Here is a 21,436-nt window from a genome sequence, read left to right as displayed (position 1 = left end):
GAACGGGCAGACCGTTGTTAATGCGGTCTGCCCGTTAAAGCTTACTGCTCCTGCGTCAGAATGCCTTTTACATCGTGCGGTTCAGAACGCAGATACTGTGGCGGAACCTGGACTTTACCATCCAGCGCAGCGGCTGCGTGCCACGGCCAGCGCGGATCGTAGAGAATACCGCGCGCCAGCGCCACCAGGTCAGCTTCACCCTGTTGCAGCAGATCTTCTGCCTGCTGCGGCTCAGTAATTAAGCCGACCGCAATCACCGGAATCGACACCTGCTCACGAATATCGCGGGCGAACGGCACCTGATAATTAGGTCCGACGCTGATTTTCTGGTCTTCCGACAAACCACCACTTGAGACATGAATATAAGCACTGTTCAGCGCTTCCAGCTCACGCGAGAAGGCGATTGACTGATTGATCTCCCAGCCGCCTTCAACCCAGTCAGTGGCAGAAATGCGCACGCCTACCGGCACGGAAGCGGGTACGGCATCGCGAACGGCTTTGAAGACTTCCAGTGGGAAGCGCATACGGTTTTCCAGCGAGCCGCCATATTCATCACTGCGCTGATTCGACAGCGGCGACAGGAACTGATGCAGCAGGTAGCCGTGTGCGGCATGCACTTCGATGAGCTGAATTCCCAGACGCACCGCTCGCAGGGCGCTGTCGACAAAGGCCTGTTTTACCCGCGCCAGATCGTCAGTGTTCATGGCAACCGGTTTCACTTCATCCGCGCTGTAGCTCAGTGCGGACGGAGCCACGGTTTGCCAGCCGCCGGCTTCAGGCGCAATCTGCTTACCGCCTTCCCAGGGTACGGCACACGACGCTTTGCGTCCCGCATGGCCCAGCTGAATACCAACCGGAATAGAGGAGTAGCGGCGGACATCTTCCAGAACCGTTTTCAGCGCAGCTTCATTATCATCATTCCACAAACCGAGATCGCCTGGGGAGATGCGACCAATATCCTCTACGGCGGTGGCTTCAATAATCATCAGACCTGCGCCGGAAAAGGCCAGCTGGCCAAGATGGATACGGTGCCAGGCGGTCGCATTGCCCGCCTCAGCGGAGTACTGGCACATCGGCGCAATCACAATGCGGTTATCCAGCGTAAGTTCGCCCAGCGAGACAGTGGAAAAAAGTTGGCTCATGTTATCTCCATGGTTTTTATGACTGACGTGACAGGCAATAACTATAGCGGGGGATTTGCCAGGCGGGTGTTTCTTCAACGTGACATTTTATGACGGCGTGCCGGATTCAGGTTACAGATCAACACAGCCTGATGTCTCAGGCAGGCATTGATACGTTAACGGTTCAGCCTGGCGCGCTTTGCTGCTCACGCCCGGCGAACCGGGATTTTACGTAACGGGTAAGGACAATCACCAGGGTCTGATTTTCAGCTACAGGGTGAGTCTCAGACCTGTGCCATTCCGCCATCAACAAACAATTCTGCCGCATTGATAAAGCTGGCGGCATCCGAGGCGAGAAACGCAACGGTGCGGGCAACCTCCTGCGGTTCACCCAGGCGGCCAAGCGGTATCTGTGCTGCCAGCGCATCAAACAGGCCCTGACGCTGATCTTCACTGACCAGATCACCCAGCCCAGGCGTACGGACAGGGCCGGGGCTCACGACATTGACCCGGATTCCGCGATCTTTCAGATCCAGCGCCCACGAACGGGCAAAATTGCGCACTGCCGCTTTACTGGCGCTGTAGACGCTAAAAGCCGCAGTACCCTGCGCTCCGGCAGTCGATCCGGTCAGAATTACCGATGCGCCATCAACCAGCAGAGGCAGGGCTTTCTGGACGGTAAACAGCACGCCGCGTACGTTAGTGCCAAAGATACGGTCAAAATGCTCTTCAGTAATCGCCCCCAGCGGCAGCATGTCGCCGCCCCCGGCGTTGGCAAAGAGAATATCGAGGCGTCCCGCCTGCGCTGCAATTCGCGAGTAAACCTCATCGAGATCGTGCAGTTGTGAGGCGTCTGCGCGGATGCCGCTGACGGTTCCGCCGATTTCAGCGACGGCGGCATCCAGCTCCGCCTGACGACGGCCGGTTATAAAAACCTGTGCGCCCTGTGCCGCCAGCTCCCGGGCGGTAGCCAGGCCAATTCCGCTTGTTCCGCCCGTAACCAGTGCAATTTTTCCTGCGAGTGATGCTTTCATAAGTTCTTCTCCGGATAGTCTCTTAGACAGTTTGGGTTATTCCCGGTCAGCGGGGCTGCCGGACTGATTGCTACTGTAAGAGAGGAGGATTGGCGGATAAATCCGCTAAAATGAAAATGACTATCCACACGGGTGGATAATAGGGAGATAGAATGGATCAGCTGCTGGCGATAAAAGCCTTTTCACGGGTGGTGGAAAGCGGCAGTTTTACCCGGGCGGCGGACTCGCTGAATATGCCGAAGGCGACGCTGAGTAAGCTGGTTCAGGAGCTGGAGGCGCATCTTTCCGTCAGGCTACTGCAGCGCACCACCCGACGCGTGACCGTCACCGCAGAAGGGCGTGAATACTATGAGAAAGCGCTGCGCATCCTGCACGATCTCGAGGATATTGATGCCTGTTTCAATTCACTGCGCAGTAAGCCGCGTGGGCAGTTACGCATCGATGTCGGCGGATCTACCGCCAGGGACGTTCTGATTCCGCTGCTGCCTGATTTCTTTGCCCGCTATCCTGATATTACGCTGGATCTGGGCGTATCCGATCGCCCGGTCAATCTTATCAGTGACAACGTTGATTGTGTGATCCGCGGCGGTCCGCTGGTCGATTCCTCACTGATTGCCCGCCTGATAGGGCACGCTACGCTCATTACCTGCGCGACACCCGCCTACCTTAAAGCGTTTGGCGTGCCCGCCTATCCTGATGAACTGCGCAACGGACACCGGCTGGTGAGTTATCTCTCGCCGCAAACCGGCAAGCCATTTCCGCTTCGGTTCGAACGTCAGGGAGAGAAAATTGAGATCACCAGTGCGCATCGCATTGGCGTCAATGAAAGCAACGCGCATCTGGTCGCGGGACTGGCAGGGCTTGGGATCATTCAGACATTTAATTATTCGCTGTCGTCGATTCTGCGGCAGGGAGAAATGGTTGAGATCCTGCACGACTGGCGTCCGGCGGGTTTTCCGTTTCATCTGGTTTATCCGCAAAACCGGCACGTGACGCAACGGCTACGGGTATTTATCGACTGGCTGGTGGAGTGCTTTCCGGCGCGGGTAGCGGGAGAGGGGAGATCCGGCACCTGAGTGCCGGATCGGGATCAGTTGCCGCGATAGGTAGAGTAACCAAACGGGCTCAGCAGCAACGGGATATGGTAGTGCTCACCGCTGGCTTCCATGTTGAACTCAACCGGGATCTCCGGGAAGAAGGTTTTCTGGTTGTTCTTTTTATAGAAGTCACCGGTTTTAAACACCACGCGGTAGCTACCCGCACTGGCTGTTTTGTCCTGCGGGAACAGGGCGCTGATGCGACCATTGTTATCGGTGACGCCTGATGCCAGTTTCACCCAGTTATCCTGCTGCTTCTGATCCAGTTCAACTTCGATGCCTGCCGTTGGCTGGCCAGTTTGCAGGTTAAGAACGTGCACGCTCAGTGGGTTTTTAGCGGTAGCAGGCTGAGCAGCGATAGCGGATGCGCCAGAGGTCATCAGTAATGTTGCGATCAAGGCATATGAAGTTTTCATCAATGTTTCCTTTATTGATTGTCTGAAGTCGGGTGACAGTGCAGAGAGAGTAATGCGCCTGAGGGCAAAGAGATATTTAGCCGCAGGAAATGTGAAATTTCTGAGAAAGAAGGAAAATGTCTTTAGTTACATCATACAAAGTTTCTGCTTAATCATAGTCCAGCACCTGTGCAGTCATAGCTAATCAGGGAACAGAGGCACCAGATGAAATCCTCTCTGAATTCAGCAATAAAACAAAGCCTGGCCCCTGGCGGGCAACGTAGCGATAGCAATCCTCTGATCTATCCACAGAATCGTCTCGTCAGTTATCAACTACCGGACATGTATCGACTCGTGGGCGGGCTGCTTTCCGTCGCGAATGACGTGAGAATGTGAATCCGGCACGTCTGGTCAGCGAGCCGGATACGTACAAAGGTCTGACCGAGACAGGGTGTATAACCGAACGGACTCAGCAGCGGCAGCGGGATAGGGTAGCGAGCACCGTTGGCGTCCATGCTGAACTTAACCAGAAAAAAACTCTATGCTTTTAACTTTTTTCAGGTGCTCAGGCGCAGTGCTTAATTGCTGAAAATCGATACAGATAGCAGCAAAGTAGTCTGTTAATGACGAAAATAGTCAGAGAGGGTAAAAGCTTGAGATAAATAGTGTGCTATTTAGTAGTTTACAATCCAGGTTCGCCGTGTCATTGTCCTGCCAACCAGATAGCACACTACTTAATAGCAAGTTAATTGGAACCCTGTGATGAAAATGAAACTGATCGCCAGTGCATTATTGTTAGCCAGCCAGATGAGTACCGCGTTTGCTGCACCCACTGAAAACAGTCCGCAACCGACCGCAGGCGTGGCCGCTTTCCTGAAGGCGCTCAACAGCGGGAGTGGTAAACCGATTGAGCAACTCTCCGTCAAAGATGCCCGAGCGGTGTTGACGGGGGCGCAGAAGGGCGCAGAACTGCCGCCGGCACAGATTTCACAGAAGATCATTACCGTACAGGGCAAGCCTCTGACGCTGACCATCGTTAAGCCCGAGCACGCCAGCAGCACCTTGCCGGTGTTTATGTTCTTCCACGGCGGTGGCTGGGTGCTGGGTGATTTTCCGACCCATGAGCGACTGGTACGTGACATGGTGAATGCATCCGGCGCTGCTGCGGTATTTGTCAATTATCAACCATCGCCAGAAGCCCATTTCCCGGTGGCAATTACTCAGGCTTATGAAGCCACTAAATGGGTCGCCGAACATGGCGCTGAAATTGGCGTTGACGGAAAACGTCTGGCGCTGGTTGGTAATAGCGTTGGCGGTAACATGGTGGCGGCGGTTGCCTTGCAGGCGAAGCAGTTTAAAACGCCGGCCATCCGTTATGATGTGATGCTGTGGCCGGTTACCGATGCGCGTTTCGACACCGCGTCGTATGATCAATTTGCTGACGGACATTTCCTGACGAAGAACATGATGAAGTGGTTCTGGGATAACTATACCGTTTCGGAAAAAGATCGTAATAACATCCTGGCATCACCGTTGCGTGCCACCACTGAACAGCTGAAAGGGCTGCCGCCAACGCTGATTCAGACTGCAGAGCTGGATGTGTTACGTGATGAAGGTGAAGCGTTCGGTCGTAAGCTGGATGCTGCAGGCGTGCCGGTTACCGTAACGCGCTACAATGGCATGATTCATGATTACGGTTTGCTGAACGCGTTAAGTCAGGAACCCACGGTCAGAACAGCTATTAATCAGGCGGGTGAAGAGTTGCGTTCGCATCTCAAATAACTGACCGGTCATGAAACCAACCCCGGACCTAATCGTCGTCTGGGGTTCTTATCGGTCAGTAAGTTTGAAGGAATCAGTTCTAAGACGCAGGGCAGTGCGATTGCCGGAACACCAGGAAAGAACGGAGCAGTATCCAGCCGATAAGTGCGCTGTTAATATCTAATTTAACATAATATACATTATGCGCATATTGATTATGATTGGGAGCGTGATGCTCTATTGTATGGTCTGCTCACCATTTTGGGCTGATCCTGACTGTTTTACTCTTTACAGCAAAATCTGTCAGAAACGATCACAATGTCTGCCTGACCTTGTTACTGTCGCTTATTCTGTTCCGAAACTGAAATAATGTGATGCTACGTTATTCAGCATGGCTTTCCCTGCGGGACATCTTCTTCAGCGACTCTACACGCTATCCTCTCATCAACAAACCTGATATCGGAGATTTGCAGCCGGACGATGCAATGACGACTTCGCCCTTTGCGGCTGGCTGGATGCACTGCTGCGCATTCTGACCGTTTCTCTGCTCAGGTGCTTTGCACAACTTAAGCAGTGACGTCGCTACGTGAAAATTAGCGCATTCATCAGGGCTGTCGGCCACAAAAATGCTGTAGAGGCGTCTATGCATCACCGCTTTATGTTCATCCTCGTTGTCTGCCGTGCGTACCACTAAATTGTCGTAAACGCGTCCACGTGTAACTACGCTTTCTTCACTCTGTTCCTTGCCAGGTTAATCCTGTAATGAGCAAGAAAGCCTGAGTCAGCTTTCTGCTGGCTGTCTGGTCAGCCGGACTCGTACCGGCTATTCGCATTGCGATTGCAAGGCAGTCAACGCAGCGCAGTGATGCTTTTGCCCTGAGCATTGAAAATAAGAGTCAGTAACATCCGGTCGTTTTCAGCACTATCAGCGACACGCAAAATGAGGTGTAACGTCCCTGCTCTGTCCTGTCATCCAATAACTATCTTGTATAATCTGACAAAAAAGCAGAACGTAAATTTCGCACAGCAAGAATGATTCTTCGTATACAAAATCTGAATGATAACGCCCGGGAAAGAAATAAATATAGATCTCTTTTCTTTTAATGACACTGACCAAAATAGTGATGTTTCCATGCACTAAATAACTGATTTAGATCAATATTTATAGCAAGTGCGTCAATTAACATCTTTGTTACCAGGAGTATTCTTAATAAAATGGGATGTGAACTATAAATATCGTCGCTAATTTTTTTATAAAAGCCATTTAAAATGCAGATCGTTTCAATGAAGTAAGGGAGAAAGCAATAATAGAGTCAGTAAAAAATCATTTATCAATGCCATCATAGTGGCCGCTATATACAAAATTGATCACTGAACAAAATTCGCTCATATTTAGCATTGAGTGCGGAATTTTTATTGATCAAAGTGGCGTTATTTGCGAAATATTCCTAACGGACGTAAAAAAATCCTGGTCTCTCAGCACTGCTGAGGGCGTCGTCGCCCTTTTTGTCCCGAATTTTCAACAAATATTACTCCCGCCCGTGGAGGTGACCCCTTAAGAAAAATCCGAATGAAGAAAATAGCGGATAATTTTCATCGCCTTGAAACGCGGAGATTTTTATCGATAAAATAATCACAACTCTCGCAACAACGCCAAAATATTATGATAAAGATAACCAGAGAGGAAATTCGCTGCGCCAGTTGTAAATATGGCTGTGATCTCACCCATCGCGCATCAGACATTTATAACAGATGTCCGTTGCAAAAAATTACCACCTGGCCTGGAGGGAATCATTTTTTCTCTTCATCCATACTCAGCATGGTCGCTGGAAAATATGAGAGCCTCTTTTGCAGAGGATGTGTATTCGTTGACTTCTCCAGGGAAAATGTCAGGTATTTTACCAATAGCAACTGGATTGAGTATTTGAAACATACGGGATTAATGCTGATTATCGTCAGTGATCGCCATATGGAGCCGCTTGCGGCGTACTGGCAAAAAGAGGACCTGCGTATACAAACTGTGATTTATGCCGATTTGTCCCTGGATGAGATAAACAGACAAATCCAGGGCTGTTATTTCGGTTTAAAAGGCGAGGTCAGGAAAAAAGTGAATGCACTTAAACAGGATGAAGTTCGGTTCCTTGATCTGGCGATGAACGGACTGTCACTACCGATTATTGCCAGAGAAATGGGAGTTGAAGTCAAGCGTGTTTATAACATCAAAGATGCCATTCGCCGGAAAATGGGCATCAGCCTCAATCAGTTATTTTCCGCATAATTATGATAAAGGAGTATTAAATGAACACCAAATTCAGAACGCTTAATCTTGCTGTGTTAATCAGTGCCGGGCTGGTGTCAGCCAGCGTGTTTGCAGCTTCAGATAACACCATCAACTTTCAGGGAGAAGTGACCACTGAAACCTGTTCTGTTTCCGTAAATGGCAACAATGCGTCCCCTGTCGTGCTGCTGCCAACGGTCAGTACTTCGGACCTTGCTGCCTCTGGTGCAACTGCGGGTGATACCACCTTCACCGTGGGCGTTAGCGGCTGCGCCGGGGACAGTACCTCGGTCACCAAAATCTCGACGGTGTTTGTGGGGAATAACGTTAGCGCTGCCGGTAATTTATCTAACACCGGAACCGCAAAAAATGTTGAGGTACAAATCCTCGATCCGAAAGATGCGGTGGTTAATCTGACCAGTGGTTATACCGGCAGCGGTGATCTGACACTGCAGACCGGTGAAACTTCTGGCTCTGCCACTTACTCTGCCCGTTATTACGCATCCGGCACGCCAACGGCGGGTACCGTTACCGCATCACTGCAATATGCCGTGACTTACCAGTAATATTTTTCGTGCGTATCTGGATAGCCAGATACGCACGCCACGCTTGAGATATCCGACATGTATTCGCGCATTATGCTGTTCCCATTAAAAATGGTAATACTGATTTTTTTGATGACGTTTATTTCGGATAACGTCCAGGCAAGCGTCACTATTCTTGGCAGCCGAATTATTTATCCGGGTAATGCTCTCTCCGTCGATGTTCAGTTAAAGAACAACGATAATATTCCTTATGTCATTCAGGCCTGGCTTGATAATGGCAATATGGATTCGCAACCTGGCGATAAGAGTGACGTGCCTTTTATTATCACGCCACCGCTGTTTCGGATCCAGCCTCTGACCGGCCAGGTTTTAAGAATCCGATTCATACCTAATATCTCATTACCACAGGATCGCGAGACGATTTACTGGTTCAACTCCCTGCAGGTCCCCCCTGGTAATATTCAGGCGGAATCAGGCCGTAACAGTATTGTTTTAATGTTACGTAACCGCATGAAACTCTTTTATCGTCCTAAAGCGATTGGTCAGCCGGTTAATGTTTTCGACGGTGTAAAAGTAACGATGCAAAAAGAGGGGGTTGAAATCAACAACACTCAACCCTGGTATCTCTCACTTACAGAAGTTGTAATAAAAACAGCAGGCAAAAAAACAGCCTGCGAAGCCGAAATGATTGCGCCCTTTGCCAAAAAAATAGTCAGGTGTAAACCGGCAACGCACTCTTTATCAGCTAATAGCGTGATTTCTCTTTCAGCAATGAATGACCAGGGAGCTAAAGTCAGTGAAGACTATCCGATTGCAGGCAGGTAATATCCGCATCTTTTTTTTGCCTCTCTGTGCATCATTTACTTTTTCACCGTATGGACACGCTGATGAATACTACTTCGATCCTTCGCTGTTTAAAGGTTCCGCCTTTGGCCAGAATATTGATCAGTTTAACCATCAGACTATCGCCCCCGGCAACTATTATGTCGATATCTATGTTAACAATAAGCTGGTTAAAAGCGGCGTCACCCTGAACTTTCTGTCAGCTGAGAAAGGTCAGCCGATAGAACCTTGTCTCCCGCTGACGGTGGCTGAATCATTAAGCCTTAAGTCACTGAATAAATCCTCAGCCAGCGAGGGCTGTCAGCCCTTGCGTCACTGGTCATCAGCGGCCCGCTGGCAATTTGATCAGGCTTCACTGCGGCTGCAGTTCACCATTCCGGATGCGGAGTTAATTCATCTGCCCAGGGGAAATATTCCCGTCGCCGAATGGGATAAAGGGATCTCCGCCCTTTTCATCCGGCATAACACCAATTATAGCTGGACGGAAAATAGCGCTTCCGGTTACAGATACCAGTATCTCTGGAGTGGCATCACGGCGGGCACTAATATTGATAACTGGCAGCTGCGCCATCAGGGCAATCTGCGGTTTATCGACAATAACGTTACCGGCAGCGACGTTCGCTACACAACGGTCAGAACCTGGCTTCAGCGCCCCATTGAACCGCTGAACAGTCTGCTGACACTGGGCGACAGCTATACAGAAAGTTCGCAGTTTGGCAGCCTTTCTTATAATGGCATTAAGCTCACTACCGATGAAAGGATGCGTCCGCAAAGCCGGCGTGGTTATGCGCCCGAAATTCGCGGTGTGGCCTCCTCCAGTGCCCGGGTTATCGTCAGACAACTGAATCGCGTTATTTATGAGACCAGCGTGGCGCCTGGTCCCTTCATGATCAACGATTTGTACAATACCCGTAGCCAGGGCGATCTCGATGTTGAGATTATTGAAGCCAATGGCAAAACGTCCTCGTTTACCGTTCCTTATGCCTCTGTGCCTGATTCGGTCAGGCCGGGAAACTGGCATTACTCGGTTGCACTGGGTCGGGTACGGCAATTCTACTCAGTTAATAACACCTTCTTTGAAGGGCTGTTGCAGCGCGGTATCAGTAACCGACTGACCGCTACGGCAGGATCGCGGCTGGCTCAGGACTATCAGGCCTGGCTGCTTGGCGGTGTCTGGACTTCGGCAGCGGGCGCAGTGGGATTAAACACCACCTTTTCTGATGCAAAGGTCGCACAGAACAGAAATGCCTCGGGATGGCGCGCCGAGCTGAGCTACAGCAAAACCTTTGCTACCGGCACCAACCTGGTCCTGGCCGCCTATCGTTACTCAACCAGCGGTTATCGCGACCTGCAGGATGTGCTGGGCGTTCGGCGCCAGCAGGACAATGGCATCAGTTACTATTCAGATACGCTGCATCAGCGTAATAATTTTTCTGTGACCCTGAGTCAGTCAATGGCCGATTATGGCTTAATCAGCCTGAGCGGCAGCACGGCGGATTACTATAATAACCGGTCACGTATTACTCAGCTTCAGTTAGGTTACAGCAACAGCTGGAATAACATCAGTTACAGTCTCAACGTTGCCCGTCAGCGTACTACCTGGAATTATGATCGTTTCGGGCTGAACCTGGACGATGGTGATAACGCATACCGCGAGAAATATACCGAAAATACCGTTTCACTGAATGTCTCGGTTCCGCTGAACTGGGGCAATCACACTACCTCTGTGGCCTATAACTACAACCAGTCTAAAGAAACGCGCAATTCGACGCTCTCACTGACCGGTTCATCTGGCGAGAACAATCAGCGATCCTGGTCCCTGTATGGCGGAACCGAAAATACGCAAAGTAACAGCGGCCACAGTGTCTCGTTCGGCGGAAATATTCAGCAGAATACGCGCGCAGGCGCGGTCAGAGCGAATTATGGTCAGGGGGATAATTATCGCCAGGCTGGATTAGGGCTTTCTGGTACGTTGCTGATTCATCGCGGCGGCGTCACCGCCGGACCTTATACCAGCGACACTTTTGCGCTTATCCATGCGGATGGTGCCCAGGGCGCCAGCGTACGCAATGGTCAGGGTGCCGTCATTGATCATTTTGGTTACGCTATCCTGCCGTCGCTGACGCCATATCAGGCCAACACCGTCAGCCTTGATACACGCTATATGAATGCTGATGCCGAATTAAGCGGCGGAAGCCAGCGCGTTGTGCCCTATGCCGGTTCCGTTACCCGAATTAATTTTGCCACGCTGCAGGGTAAGGCCGTCTTAATCGCGCTCAAAAATGAAGATCATGAAATCCCGCCAATGGGCACCGAGGTCCGTGATGCTGATAATACCGTGATAGGTATTGTGGGCCAGGGTGGTCAATTATATGCACGTGTACCGCATGACTCTGGAACCTTAAAGGTAAACTGGGAATATAAGGGCAATAAAACATGTTTTGTTAATTATCAAATAACCGGTCGCGTGAATGAGAATATTGTTCGCCTGGATGCTGTCTGCCATAAGGGTTAATCGTGTGAGAATCGAAAAATATTTCCTGTATATCTTATTATTGCTGTTCAATGTGCCCGCCTGGGCTAATTGCAGTGTTGTTACCGCCACATCCTCGTTGTCTCAAAGCGCGATTGCAGCAGGCTATACCGCCGCCTACTGGACCGGCGCTTGCGACACCTGCTCAGGGAATGTGGGCCTGCCATCTGTGATCAGCATCAATAGCGGAAAGACCTTCCAGCCCTCTGGCACACTGCTGGCCAGCTCGGTAGGCAGCTTTCTGTCATCGGCCAGCAATGTTTCCTACTCAGCTAACCAGATTCTTTACCGCTGCGCCGTGGCAGATGCAGACAGTTTGTATGAGATGTATGCCACCAATGGCGACAGCCCCTATGCCGGTCAATATATTACCTCTGAAGTGGACGGCGCCTATTATGATGTCGCTGCAAATGTTGCCGTCAGGCTAACTAACCTGACAACCGGCGAATATTACAGTCGCTACTGGAAAGCCCGACAGCTGACAGCCAGTGACTGGTATTCTGATGGCACCTATATTTATATTCCGGCCAGTGCTTTCAGCAATGTGCTGTATGAAATGTTTAAAATAGACTCTACGCGCTATTACGCCAGCAACAGCAATCGCTATGTGGACAACTGGACACAACCTCGCGGATATATTGCTTTTAAAGGACCCGGGCTGGATACCAATAATCTGAAAGTGGGCCAGGATAGTCTTTCTTACTGGTATGGTTTTTACCGTAACTGGCCCGCTGCCTGGAGCACCTTCTCAAATGTCACCTATGTGCGTGGCGCGCTATGCGAAGTCCAGGATTATCCTTCGGTGGTGCTGCTGCCTACCGTAAGCGTGAATACCCTTGCCGCGGGCGGGAAAAGTCAGGCTCCTTTTACTATCACTATCCAGTGCGAGTCCGGTGCCATCTCCGGCACCAGTACATCGACGATCACGTCAGCAAATGTCGCTATGGGCTTTCTCGTTAACCAGTCAAATGCGGTAACGCAGGCAAGAAATCTGGGGCTGACTACAGCTGGCGGCGGGTTAACCTGGCTGCTGGATACCCACTATGGTAGCAGCGCTGCCGCCTCCGGCGTCGGTATAAAAATTTATGACAGTCATAATATGGCGCTCAATTTACTGCCTGACAGAACAGTGACGGGCACGGGCAACAGCCGTGGCTGGTATGCCTATAAAGATTTAACGTCGCAAATCTCCTCAGGAGGCGCTGATATTTACAGTGGTGATTTCACCGCCTCTCTTGAAGCGCTCAGCGGGCAAACTATTACAGCAGGAACAGTCAATGCGCAGTTACAGGTTGTGGTCAGTTTTCAGTAACGTCGTTGTGTTATCTGGCGTCCTGCTCTCATTCAGCGTCTGGGCGGTGGTCAATGTGGATAAAACCCGGATCGTTTTCAATCAATCGGATCTGAGCCAGTCTGTTAACGTCGTCAACAGCGGCGGAAACGAAACGTATTTGCAAATCTGGACAGATGACGGTGACCTGACTCTCTCACCCGACGCCAGCATCACGCCCGTCATAGTCATACCGCCGGTGGTAAAAATGTATCCGGGAGAAATGCGATCGTTGCGTCTGGTACTCACTTCACGTCAGGCGCTGCCCGCGGACAAAGAGAGCCTCTACTGGTTAAATATTTATCAGATCCCTGCGCTGAAAAAAGAGCTTAACGCGGCTGAACGTAAAGTGGTGTTACCGCTGCGAATCCGGCTAAAAATCTTTATACGGCCTGAGGGACTAAACGCCCCGCTGACCACCGATCCGGAAAAGCTCCGTTTCGCGGTAAAGGGAAATAAAATCGCCATAACCAACCCTACTCCCTGGTTCATGAGCATGAATGTCTATTCTGAAGGTCAGCAATCAATAAAAAATCTCACTCTTGCCCCACAATCTGATGCTTACATTGACAGTCACACTCCGCCGAAACCCGGTGAGTCAGTGAGTTATGCGGTGATCAATGACCAGGGGATTCCGGTTAACTACACGACAACCTTGAAGTAACCGGACGGGAGTGCCCTCTGCCGACAGGCAGAGTGCACATAAATCCGACCTTTTGCGGCAGTCCAGGGCGTCGCTACATGAATTCTGCGCATCTGATGGGGCTGGGCAGTACGCAGAATTTACCTACGCATGGCGTTTTGAGAGGCTCAAGAGGCAGTTCCGCAAGACAATCCATTTTAGCCGCGCTAGAGTTGCTGGCTTCCACTGTTTCAACGACGAGAAAAAATGAAGCGCTTATTTGTCTATGGCACGCTCTGTCCGGGCCGCGAGAATGCCCATATCCTGGAAAATATTGGCGGAGAATGGCTGGCCGGTTCGGTGAACGGTACCTTCTATCAGCGCGGCTGGGGCGCAGCGGCTGATTTTCCGGGCATCGTTCTGGATGAGCATGGGCCCGACGTGCCGGGTTATCTGTTTCTCTCCGACCAGCTGGACGCCCACTGGCCGATGCTGGATGCGTTTGAAGATGGCTACGATCGCGTCGAAGTTTGTGTTTCTGCCGAAGATAATCGGCAATACAGTGCGTGGATTTATCAGCTTCAGCCGCAGGAAAGCCGCTGAGTTATTACCGCTGAACTTTTCCTGCATCAACCCTGCTTTTCTGCAGTGAGATGCGCGCGCCCTGCTCTTATTGTCTGCTGACCCTACTTTCCTGTCAGACAATATATACGGGCACGTTGCCTGATTCTCAATTTAATTAAGATCTAATGTATGATGTAACTAAAATGAGATCGTCCGCTCTGGTCCCGCTTTACGCTATCTTAAATCCACCAGCCAGCCTTGTTATATCGGGTTAATCTGGCCAGCGCTGATGTGGAAACAGTGATACCCGAATATTAAACAGATGGATTAAGGGCGCAATAGCCACACTCTCCTCTCGGGCGATCGGCTCCAGTCTTAGCAGCAACAGATCCAGCTCTTCCAGCAGATCCTGATGTGGCGCTAACTGCAGCGACTTCATCTTGCGCTTCAGGTATAGCGCCAGCTCGTGAAACATCTGACCACTATCAATCTGATGACTCTCCAGCACCTCACGATAACGTGCGTAGAAGTCATAACAGTTGGCGCCCAGCCAGGTTTCAGTAATCAGATACCCCCCCACCACGATATCCGGCACCGGATCGAGCCTTTTACGCGGCAGAATGATATTCACCCGGTCGAGCATCCGCGCAATAAATTGCTGCCGTGACAATAGCGTGGCGGAATTGCGCTCCACCATTTTAATAAACCCTAACAGATCGCGCAGTCCCCGTTGCACCGCTCTTCTGGCTATCCATGACGGCCGTTTGTTGCGGATCAACGCCGTCAGCACCACCGCAAACATAATCCCCACCATCGAGGAGATGGCCGCATTCAGCGTGACGATCAGATTCGGGACATAGTGATGGCTTAAGCCGATAAAACCCGGGATCTGGATGGCGACACTCAGCCCTACCAGATTGGTCGCCGGATTGGCAATAACCAGGCTCAGCAGCATCAGACCGGGCAGCAGTATGATCATCAGCGCCTGTAAGGTATTGGCCTGCGGGATCAGAAAAGCGATGTAGAACAGGCTGACCACCAGCGCAATCATCACCCCTTTCACGAACAGCTTCATCGGCGTTACCGGGGAATCGACACCAGCAAAAAATGAACTGATGATCGCCGCCATTAGAGGTGCATTCGCCCCATCGGCCCAGCCGCTGCCGATCCAGAACAAGCTGGAGAGGAAGGTCGCCATAAATGCCGTCAGCGCGGACAGCCGTAACAGTCCCTTGTCGATATGCCGGTGTTCCCGGATATTGCGGATCGCCGCCCCATCCCCGTGGCTGTAGAGATCCCCTGCGCGCGCACTGACATTCTCATAAGCATCGGCAATGCGCACAAAGTTAGCCAGCCGCTCCAGCAGACCAATCAGCAGCAGGCTCTCTTCGGTTGCCAGCAGCCCGGCCCGCCATTCGTGCTCCAGGGTTGCCTGACTGGCAGCAATCGCTTCACGCAGTCCGGCAATATCGTTAATCCGATCGTGATGCAGCCACAACAGGAACTGCTGAAACACGTCGGTGACGCACGGCGGAAAACGAATATTCAGTTCGGCCAGCACACCCAGCCGTGATTCAATCGCCGTCAGTGTCGGCAGCAGATAAGTCAGATGCTGATACTGTACGCTGACCAGACGGATGACATTACGCGCCGCTTCGCCCTCATAGACGCAGTGGGTCAGCAGCGTTTCAACATTCAACGGATAACCCGCCATCTGAATCAGGATATCTTCGCGCTCCAGCGATTTGTTCTTTGCCATTCCGCTGATCAGTTCATCACAGAGTTTGCGCGCGTTCTGAAACCAGAGATTAACGCTCTGCCCCAGCAGATGATGCATCGAAACCGGAAACACCAGCCGGTGAACCAGCGTGCTGCAAAGGATGCCCAGCGTAATCTCCTCAATACGTGAAACTACGGTGTTGATGATTGCCAACGGTGACTCAACGTCTGGAAATCCCATAATCGCTGCGCTGTAGCCAGCCAGCATAAAGATATAGCTCTTCGGCGTGCGGTCATGCAGAGAGAGCCAGAGGCAAACCGTTACCCACAGCGATACGCACAGGCTGAACAACACTGGCGACTGCACCGTTTCGGGGTAGATCAGCAGAATAAAGATGCCGCCCAGCAGCGTGCCCAGCAGGCGAAACAGCGATTTCGAGACGGTCGATGCTGCATAGAGTTGCGAGGTGACAAACACCGTGGTGAGCGCCCAGGCGGGTTTTTCGAAGTTAAGAACGAGCGCCACAGAGAGTGCGATAAACGCGGCAAAGGAGGTTTTGCAGGCAAACAAAACCGCGTTTTTGGTAAACCATTTCATCGAATGAGAGCAACCAGGAACTTTCTGAGGCGCGTATCCTGACAGATGCGCCTGCGTTTTACTCTCAGTTAAATTTTACAAATTATTACCGGCCGCATCAGGCCGGTTAAGCCCCTGCTGGCGCACCAGTGCACGGCGCTTATCCAGTAAAAAAGGGCGCAGATAGCCTACCGTGTTCGAGAGCAAAATCACCTCTTCGGCAAGCTCAATCTTCAGCACGTCTGTCAGGTACGCTTTGCGCTGAGTCATTCGCTGCCAGAGATCGGGAAAACGACGCGCCAGCTCATCACGCAATGCCGCGTCCGCCAGTGCGACCGTATCCTCGATACTGCAGCCGCCATAACCCGGCACCGACGGGATAATATCGATCTGCAGCAGCATACCGCTTTTCAGGGTCACGGCTGAATCGGGATAGATGGGCGAGCTTAACCACTCTTCGTCAGCCACCAGATGCCCCGGATTAAGATGCCAGCCATACTTCGCTTTCGGCAGAACCGTTTCGATAAGCGAATAGAGTTCGCCGCCGGTGATCCCGATCCGCAGCTGCTCCAGCCAACTGACCACCGCGTGATAATAGGGGATCGCCAGCCGGGTCAGCCAGCCGGAGACGTTACACTGTAACTCAGAAGCTTTACTGACCACGTAAGCCGAGCGGCTGGTCAGCCCGCCTTTGTAGCCGGTGGTAAGAGAAAGCTTGTCGCCTGTCGCAATCCGTTTATCAGACGGATAGAGCCGGGCCTGGGCGAAACGATCGCCGGTCGCGGCAATCGTCACCACCGTGTTTGGCTGCCCTTCTGCGTTCAGACGTGCGCCTAACGCCTTCTCTGTGACGCCCGGCGCTACGCTATCCAGCGCAGCCAGCATCGCGGTTGAAGCAAGATTGGCCCCCGCCTCATAAAACGCCACTTCATCGGCGCCGTTAACGCAGCGTGCACCGTTGTCAGGCGAGATAAACAATCCGGTGGCGTTTACCAGTTGTGCATCGCCTCCCGCTGCCTGCGCCGCCGCGGCATAGATGAACTGCGGCAGATCAAACATCCCTTGCTCCCTGCCGGTAAATAACTTCCAGCCCACCAGCCCGGTGCGTTCGCCTGCTACAATCCCTGCCTCTGCTAACAGCTGATCCAGGGGCTGCTCCCCGCGCATAGGCTGGTTGGGCAGAGAAAAGACCGCCGCATGCAGACAGCGTCCCGGATTGCGGGCAAACGGCACCAGCTTGAGGTTCTCATTACCCATGATATAGGTGAGCTCGCCCTGCTGAGTCACCACCAGCAGCGCCTCCTCGAAGCGCGGAATGAATCCCGCCAGATATTCAAAATTGCTGCCGTGCTCTTTGTCGGCATAGATAATCAGTTGCACAATCTGCTGCTGTTCCATCCGCTCAATAATGGCGGCCAGACGGCGATGCAGTGTTTCATCAGACATCACAGGGCTGGCAGCACCGGGAAATGCCGGCGGTGACGGGATTGTTTCCAGGGCATAGCGATTGGCATCCATAACGCACTCCAGTGGCCAGATTGACGCGGTTTGATTTCCGTTACCAGGGTAAACCTGAGGTTTAACCTGTAGGGTGCCACAATCACACAACTTACTCGTTGCGTGTTATCAAAAGAGGGACATCCCCCTGTAACAGAAACAAAGAAGCCCGCGCTAAGCGGGCTCTCTGTGTTATTTGATGGGCACGCCTGCATTCTCCAGCGCTTCAGCCTTTTCGGGATACAACTCCGACGTTCCGGCATTCATAATCACCGCTCCACAGCGGATGCAGTGATCGCCCTTCACATCTGGCACAACGTCCTCCGGATTACCCGTATTAAGACTGACGTCGCGCGTGGCGTACACAAACGCCTCTCCTTCACATCCCGGACACTTCATACCATGACTCTCCTGTTAAGCCTGTCAGATAAGCATAGCCGACAGGCTTTTAGCCATACACAGGAGGAGAGGTTTTTCAGGATATTGCCAGCTCATAAGCGCCATCACTCTTTGTGCCGCAGCCGCTCCAGCATAATGAGTGAATGACTGAAGATGGCGTCGGCGATGTGCTGCGGGAAATCGGGCGGCAAGGCATCGCGCACCGAGACCACTGCCTGGGGAAAGGCCTTAATAAAGAAGTCGAAGATCTGCTGCAAACTGTCACGATCAAAACTGACGCTTTTTGCCGTGGCGATAAAATGGCGTGGGAAGATTTTGTCGATCTCTGTCTTCTTCCCCTTAGTGGCACGCAGACCCATCGCCAGTTTCAGTGCTCGCTTGTTCAGACCGGTGCCGCCCAGTACCGGGTAAGCGGAGATCACATCATAAAAGGGAGTCAGTCGATAACTGCCGCCGCGCTCAATAAACAGTGAGAAGTTCTTGGCGTGACCGTCGGTTGCGCCAATCAGCCACTGAAAAACCTGGAACATCATAAAGCGATAGCGATCTTCGATGGCGTTGCTCGATCCCATCAGTATCTGCATGATCTCCGCAATGCCCGGCCCGCCATCCGACTCATATTTGGTTGAAGATGGCAGTCCCAGCGCCTGACAGAAATCCTCCTGAGGCAGGCGAATCAACCGGGTTTTATCGCGTGACCAGCGGCGGTCAAAACGTTCTACCGCCAGGGCGCGCATCTGTCCGGCACGGATAATCGTTGCCTGCGGCACGTCGATACCGAGTGCACGTGCCAGCGCCAGACAGAGATACTCATTCTCCACGCTTTCACGCATATCCAGCGTCGCGGCCGGCTGTTTAATCTCTCCGATCGGCAGCTTAATGATGTGCGAGGTGGGCGTGGCACCGGCAGGAATGCTCCAGCCTTCATCGGTCAGCAGCAGTGCGGTTTTCTCCTGCGCCCCCGCGACCGAGATACGGAAATCGGTCTCTTCACGCAGCATCCCCAGCGGGATATCTGACTGATAGGCCGACAGCACGCTTTCCAGCCGGGTTTCATCCAGCACTTCATAGCGGGCCTGCAGTGCGGGCAGTGGCATATCGGGCGGCAGCAGCATTGTTGCCCCGACGCTGTCACGTCCCACTTCCTGCAACAGATCAAACGGCTGACGGGATTTAATCTGGTAACGCGCCACGATTCTGTCGCGAATCAATGGGCTATCCGGCAGCAGATTATCGAAGAAGTTAATCACGGCGTGTGAGGTGATCGCCTTAACCTGCAACGGCATCGAAAGTGACAGCGGCCTGGAGAGCGGATTACTCAGCCAGCCGGTATCATACTGAAACTCATGAGCGCCGTTTCGCTGCCGGGTGAGTACGCCTACCCGCTCGCCGTTCATCCACGCAATCAGCCTTTGCATTACCACTCATCCTCATCATGCAGCTGAGGCGCACTGGCCTCCTCTTTCTCCTGAACTTCCAGACTCAGCTCCAGCGACTGTAACAGCTTAAACAGCGTTGCCAGCGAGGTACTGTCAGGGGCATTTTCAAAGTGAGAGATGGTGGCCTGTTTCAGGCCGACCTTTTTCGCCAGTTCACTCTGGGTCCAGCCATTGCGCTGACGAATGAGCTTTAGCCGGTTTGCCAGCTGTAGCGGGCTGTATATCATGGGGTGGCTCCTTCTGGATCACAGGCTGTAAGCATAGCGCAGGGGCATTATCCCCGACAGGGTATAAAGCAGCCTTTACCCCCTGGAGAGGATAATAATTACTTTATACCCCATAGCGGATAATCGCACAATTATCCTTTGAAAGGGATAAACAGGAACCACGATTAAAAGAGGACGAGGATGAGCACATTTACCCTTACCCATGAGGCCAACGACGACGATCGGGAAGAGTTGCTGGCAGGACTGGGGGCTTACAACCGGCAATTTATCAGCCGCGATAACTGGGGACCGCTGTCGGTTTCTCACAGGGACGAACAGGGAACGTTGCGCGGGGGAGTGATCGCCGCACGCAAAGGAAACTGGCTCTGTATCGATTATCTCTGGGTGGACGAAACGCTCCGTGGCAGTGGTCTGGGCAGCGCACTGCTGGAAGCCGCAGAGCAGGAGGCGGGAAAGATGGGATGTCTCTATGCGCTGGTGGATACCTTTAGTTTTCAGGCCCTGCCGTTTTATCAGAAACAGGGTTATCAGCCGCAGATGTCCCTGCCCGATTTTCCGCAAACCGGTATGCAGCGTCACTATCTGACCAAAACGCTACGGCCAAAGGCATCACGCTGACCGCAGTGCCATCAGCGTGACAGGGTCACATAATTACAAACCAGCAATGCGCCGCAGATCTGCTTCTGCTCCCGGTGCCACGGCCAGGACCTGCGCGCCTTTAGTGATGCGATTGCCTTCGGTGTTAAACGGGTGGTACCAGCCGCCCGCCTCTTTCACCAGGCAGTAACCCGCCAGGCAATCCCAGGCGTGCATATAGGGTTCGTAGTAACCCACGACCCGACCGGCGGCGACCCAGGCAAGCATCAGTGCGCCGGAACCAATGCGGATAAAGTTACCGCCTGCTGACAGCAGTGCTGCCACAATCTCGCCTACCTGCTGCGGGCTGACATAACTGTTGGCACCAAACCCGGTAACGTGGTTTTGCAGCGTGCGTGTGGGATCGACCTGCAGACGATGACCGTTGAGCGTCGCGCCCTGCCCCAGTGCCGCCACGTAGCACTCCTGATAGGTCGGCGCGAAAATCACCCCGATGACCGGCACATCGCCGCGCAGTACCGCGACGGAAACACACCAGCTCGGCATCCCATTGAGAAACGGGCTGGTGCCATCGATTGGATCAACCACCCAGGTGTAGTCAGACTCTCCCGCCTGCAGTCCCGACTCCTCACCCAGAAAGCCATCATCGGGAAACGCATCCCGTATACGGCTGGCAATCAGCTGCTCCACTTCACGGTCGGCGATTGATACCACATCCTGCAAATCGTACTTGGTCTCCACCACCAGCGTCTCGCGACGGTTGAAGTAAGATAACGCCGTCGCGCCACCTTCACGGGCAACGGCTTCCGCTAAAGCCAGACGCGCCATTATTTCATCATGCGATTCCATGCGAACTCC

Annotated in this window: 19 protein-coding genes; 10 read left to right on the top strand and 9 right to left on the bottom strand. The window is 52.5% G+C overall.

Translation table 11 applies throughout. From position 1 onward, the window contains the following. Window positions 1-41: 41 nt before the first annotated feature. Both LC417_RS03245 and LC417_RS03240 read right to left on the bottom strand, forming a co-directional pair. Window positions 42-1,142, bottom strand: a complete 1,101-nt coding sequence (locus tag LC417_RS03245) for an NADH:flavin oxidoreductase/NADH oxidase (protein ID WP_223565445.1) — start codon at window positions 1,140-1,142, stop codon at window positions 42-44. Window positions 1,143-1,405: 263 nt separating this feature from the next. Continuing rightward, window positions 1,406-2,155: an SDR family oxidoreductase gene (locus LC417_RS03240; RefSeq protein WP_223565444.1), complete on the bottom strand. Its 750-nt coding sequence runs from the start codon at window positions 2,153-2,155 to the stop codon at window positions 1,406-1,408. 152 nt (window positions 2,156-2,307) lie between these two features. Between LC417_RS03240 and LC417_RS03235 the strand changes: the two genes are divergently transcribed. Further along, the gene (locus LC417_RS03235) at window positions 2,308-3,231 is read left to right on the top strand and encodes a LysR family transcriptional regulator (RefSeq protein WP_223565443.1); all 924 of its coding nucleotides are present in this window, start codon (window positions 2,308-2,310) and stop codon (window positions 3,229-3,231) included. A gap of 14 nt (window positions 3,232-3,245) precedes the next feature. Here the strand turns inward: LC417_RS03235 and uraH are convergent, their stop codons facing one another. Further along, on the bottom strand, window positions 3,246-3,668 hold the full coding sequence (gene uraH, locus LC417_RS03230) for a hydroxyisourate hydrolase (RefSeq protein ID WP_010244915.1): 423 nt from the start codon (window positions 3,666-3,668) through the stop codon (window positions 3,246-3,248). A 741-nt stretch (window positions 3,669-4,409) separates the two neighbouring features. Here uraH and LC417_RS03225 point away from each other — a divergent pair. The 8 genes from LC417_RS03225 (at window position 4,410) to LC417_RS03190 (ending at window position 14,162) form a co-directional block, all read left to right on the top strand. Continuing rightward, on the top strand, window positions 4,410-5,429 hold the full coding sequence (locus LC417_RS03225; RefSeq protein WP_010244912.1) for an alpha/beta hydrolase: 1,020 nt from the start codon (window positions 4,410-4,412) through the stop codon (window positions 5,427-5,429). 1,738 nt (window positions 5,430-7,167) lie between these two features. Then, complete coding sequence (locus LC417_RS03220; protein WP_223565442.1) at window positions 7,168-7,686, top strand: LuxR family transcriptional regulator; 519 nt, start codon at window positions 7,168-7,170, stop codon at window positions 7,684-7,686. Window positions 7,687-7,706: 20 nt separating this feature from the next. Beyond that, complete coding sequence (locus LC417_RS03215; protein WP_223565441.1) at window positions 7,707-8,252, top strand: fimbrial protein; 546 nt, start codon at window positions 7,707-7,709, stop codon at window positions 8,250-8,252. 57 nt (window positions 8,253-8,309) lie between these two features. Beyond that, on the top strand, window positions 8,310-9,056 hold the full coding sequence (locus LC417_RS03210; RefSeq protein WP_223565440.1) for a fimbria/pilus periplasmic chaperone: 747 nt from the start codon (window positions 8,310-8,312) through the stop codon (window positions 9,054-9,056). Next, on the top strand, window positions 9,028-11,589 hold the full coding sequence (locus tag LC417_RS03205) for a fimbrial outer membrane usher protein (protein ID WP_223565439.1): 2,562 nt from the start codon (window positions 9,028-9,030) through the stop codon (window positions 11,587-11,589). Before LC417_RS03210 ends, LC417_RS03205 begins: the two co-directional genes overlap by 29 nt. A gap of 4 nt (window positions 11,590-11,593) precedes the next feature. Next, window positions 11,594-12,919 (top strand): fimbrial usher protein StbD, encoded by a 1,326-nt coding sequence (stbD, locus tag LC417_RS03200; protein WP_033771784.1) that lies wholly within the window; start codon window positions 11,594-11,596, stop codon window positions 12,917-12,919. After that, window positions 12,885-13,601, top strand: a complete 717-nt coding sequence (locus tag LC417_RS03195) for a fimbrial assembly chaperone (RefSeq protein WP_172608564.1) — start codon at window positions 12,885-12,887, stop codon at window positions 13,599-13,601. Before stbD ends, LC417_RS03195 begins: the two co-directional genes overlap by 35 nt. Window positions 13,602-13,826: 225 nt before the next feature. Further along, window positions 13,827-14,162: a gamma-glutamylcyclotransferase family protein gene (locus LC417_RS03190; protein WP_158149307.1), complete on the top strand. Its 336-nt coding sequence runs from the start codon at window positions 13,827-13,829 to the stop codon at window positions 14,160-14,162. Between the two features lie 232 nt (window positions 14,163-14,394). On the opposite strand, the gene LC417_RS03185 is transcribed toward LC417_RS03190, so the two are convergent. From LC417_RS03185 to hipB, 5 genes are all read right to left on the bottom strand, one after another. Continuing rightward, window positions 14,395-16,440: an FUSC family protein gene (locus LC417_RS03185; protein WP_223565438.1), complete on the bottom strand. Its 2,046-nt coding sequence runs from the start codon at window positions 16,438-16,440 to the stop codon at window positions 14,395-14,397. Between the two features lie 75 nt (window positions 16,441-16,515). After that, the gene (locus LC417_RS03180) at window positions 16,516-17,937 is read right to left on the bottom strand and encodes a Xaa-Pro peptidase family protein (protein ID WP_223565437.1); all 1,422 of its coding nucleotides are present in this window, start codon (window positions 17,935-17,937) and stop codon (window positions 16,516-16,518) included. Between the two features lie 171 nt (window positions 17,938-18,108). Then, window positions 18,109-18,315: a type II toxin-antitoxin system MqsA family antitoxin gene (locus LC417_RS03175; RefSeq protein WP_010244885.1), complete on the bottom strand. Its 207-nt coding sequence runs from the start codon at window positions 18,313-18,315 to the stop codon at window positions 18,109-18,111. Window positions 18,316-18,419: 104 nt separating this feature from the next. Next, on the bottom strand, window positions 18,420-19,733 hold the full coding sequence (locus tag LC417_RS03170; protein WP_207090855.1) for a type II toxin-antitoxin system HipA family toxin: 1,314 nt from the start codon (window positions 19,731-19,733) through the stop codon (window positions 18,420-18,422). Beyond that, window positions 19,733-19,981: a type II toxin-antitoxin system antitoxin HipB gene (hipB, locus tag LC417_RS03165; protein WP_022625644.1), complete on the bottom strand. Its 249-nt coding sequence runs from the start codon at window positions 19,979-19,981 to the stop codon at window positions 19,733-19,735. The genes LC417_RS03170 and hipB overlap by 1 nt, the downstream gene beginning before the upstream one ends. A 180-nt stretch (window positions 19,982-20,161) precedes the next feature. Here hipB and LC417_RS03160 point away from each other — a divergent pair, with 180 nt between their 5' ends. Further along, entirely contained in the window at window positions 20,162-20,599 is a 438-nt protein-coding gene (locus tag LC417_RS03160) for a GNAT family N-acetyltransferase (RefSeq protein WP_223565436.1), read from the top strand. A 33-nt stretch (window positions 20,600-20,632) separates the two neighbouring features. On the opposite strand, the gene LC417_RS03155 is transcribed toward LC417_RS03160, so the two are convergent. Beyond that, a complete protein-coding gene (locus LC417_RS03155; RefSeq protein WP_022625642.1) occupies window positions 20,633-21,427 on the bottom strand; it encodes an inositol monophosphatase family protein in 795 nt (264 codons plus the stop codon). Window positions 21,428-21,436: the final 9 nt, after the last annotated feature.

It is taken from the genome of Pantoea sp. OVA07A (assembly GCF_019969975.1).
GTDB lineage: Bacteria > Pseudomonadota > Gammaproteobacteria > Enterobacterales > Enterobacteriaceae > Pantoea > Pantoea agglomerans.
The sequence above is the reverse complement of the archived record's forward strand: the minus strand, read 5'-3'. Positions and strand labels throughout refer to the sequence as shown.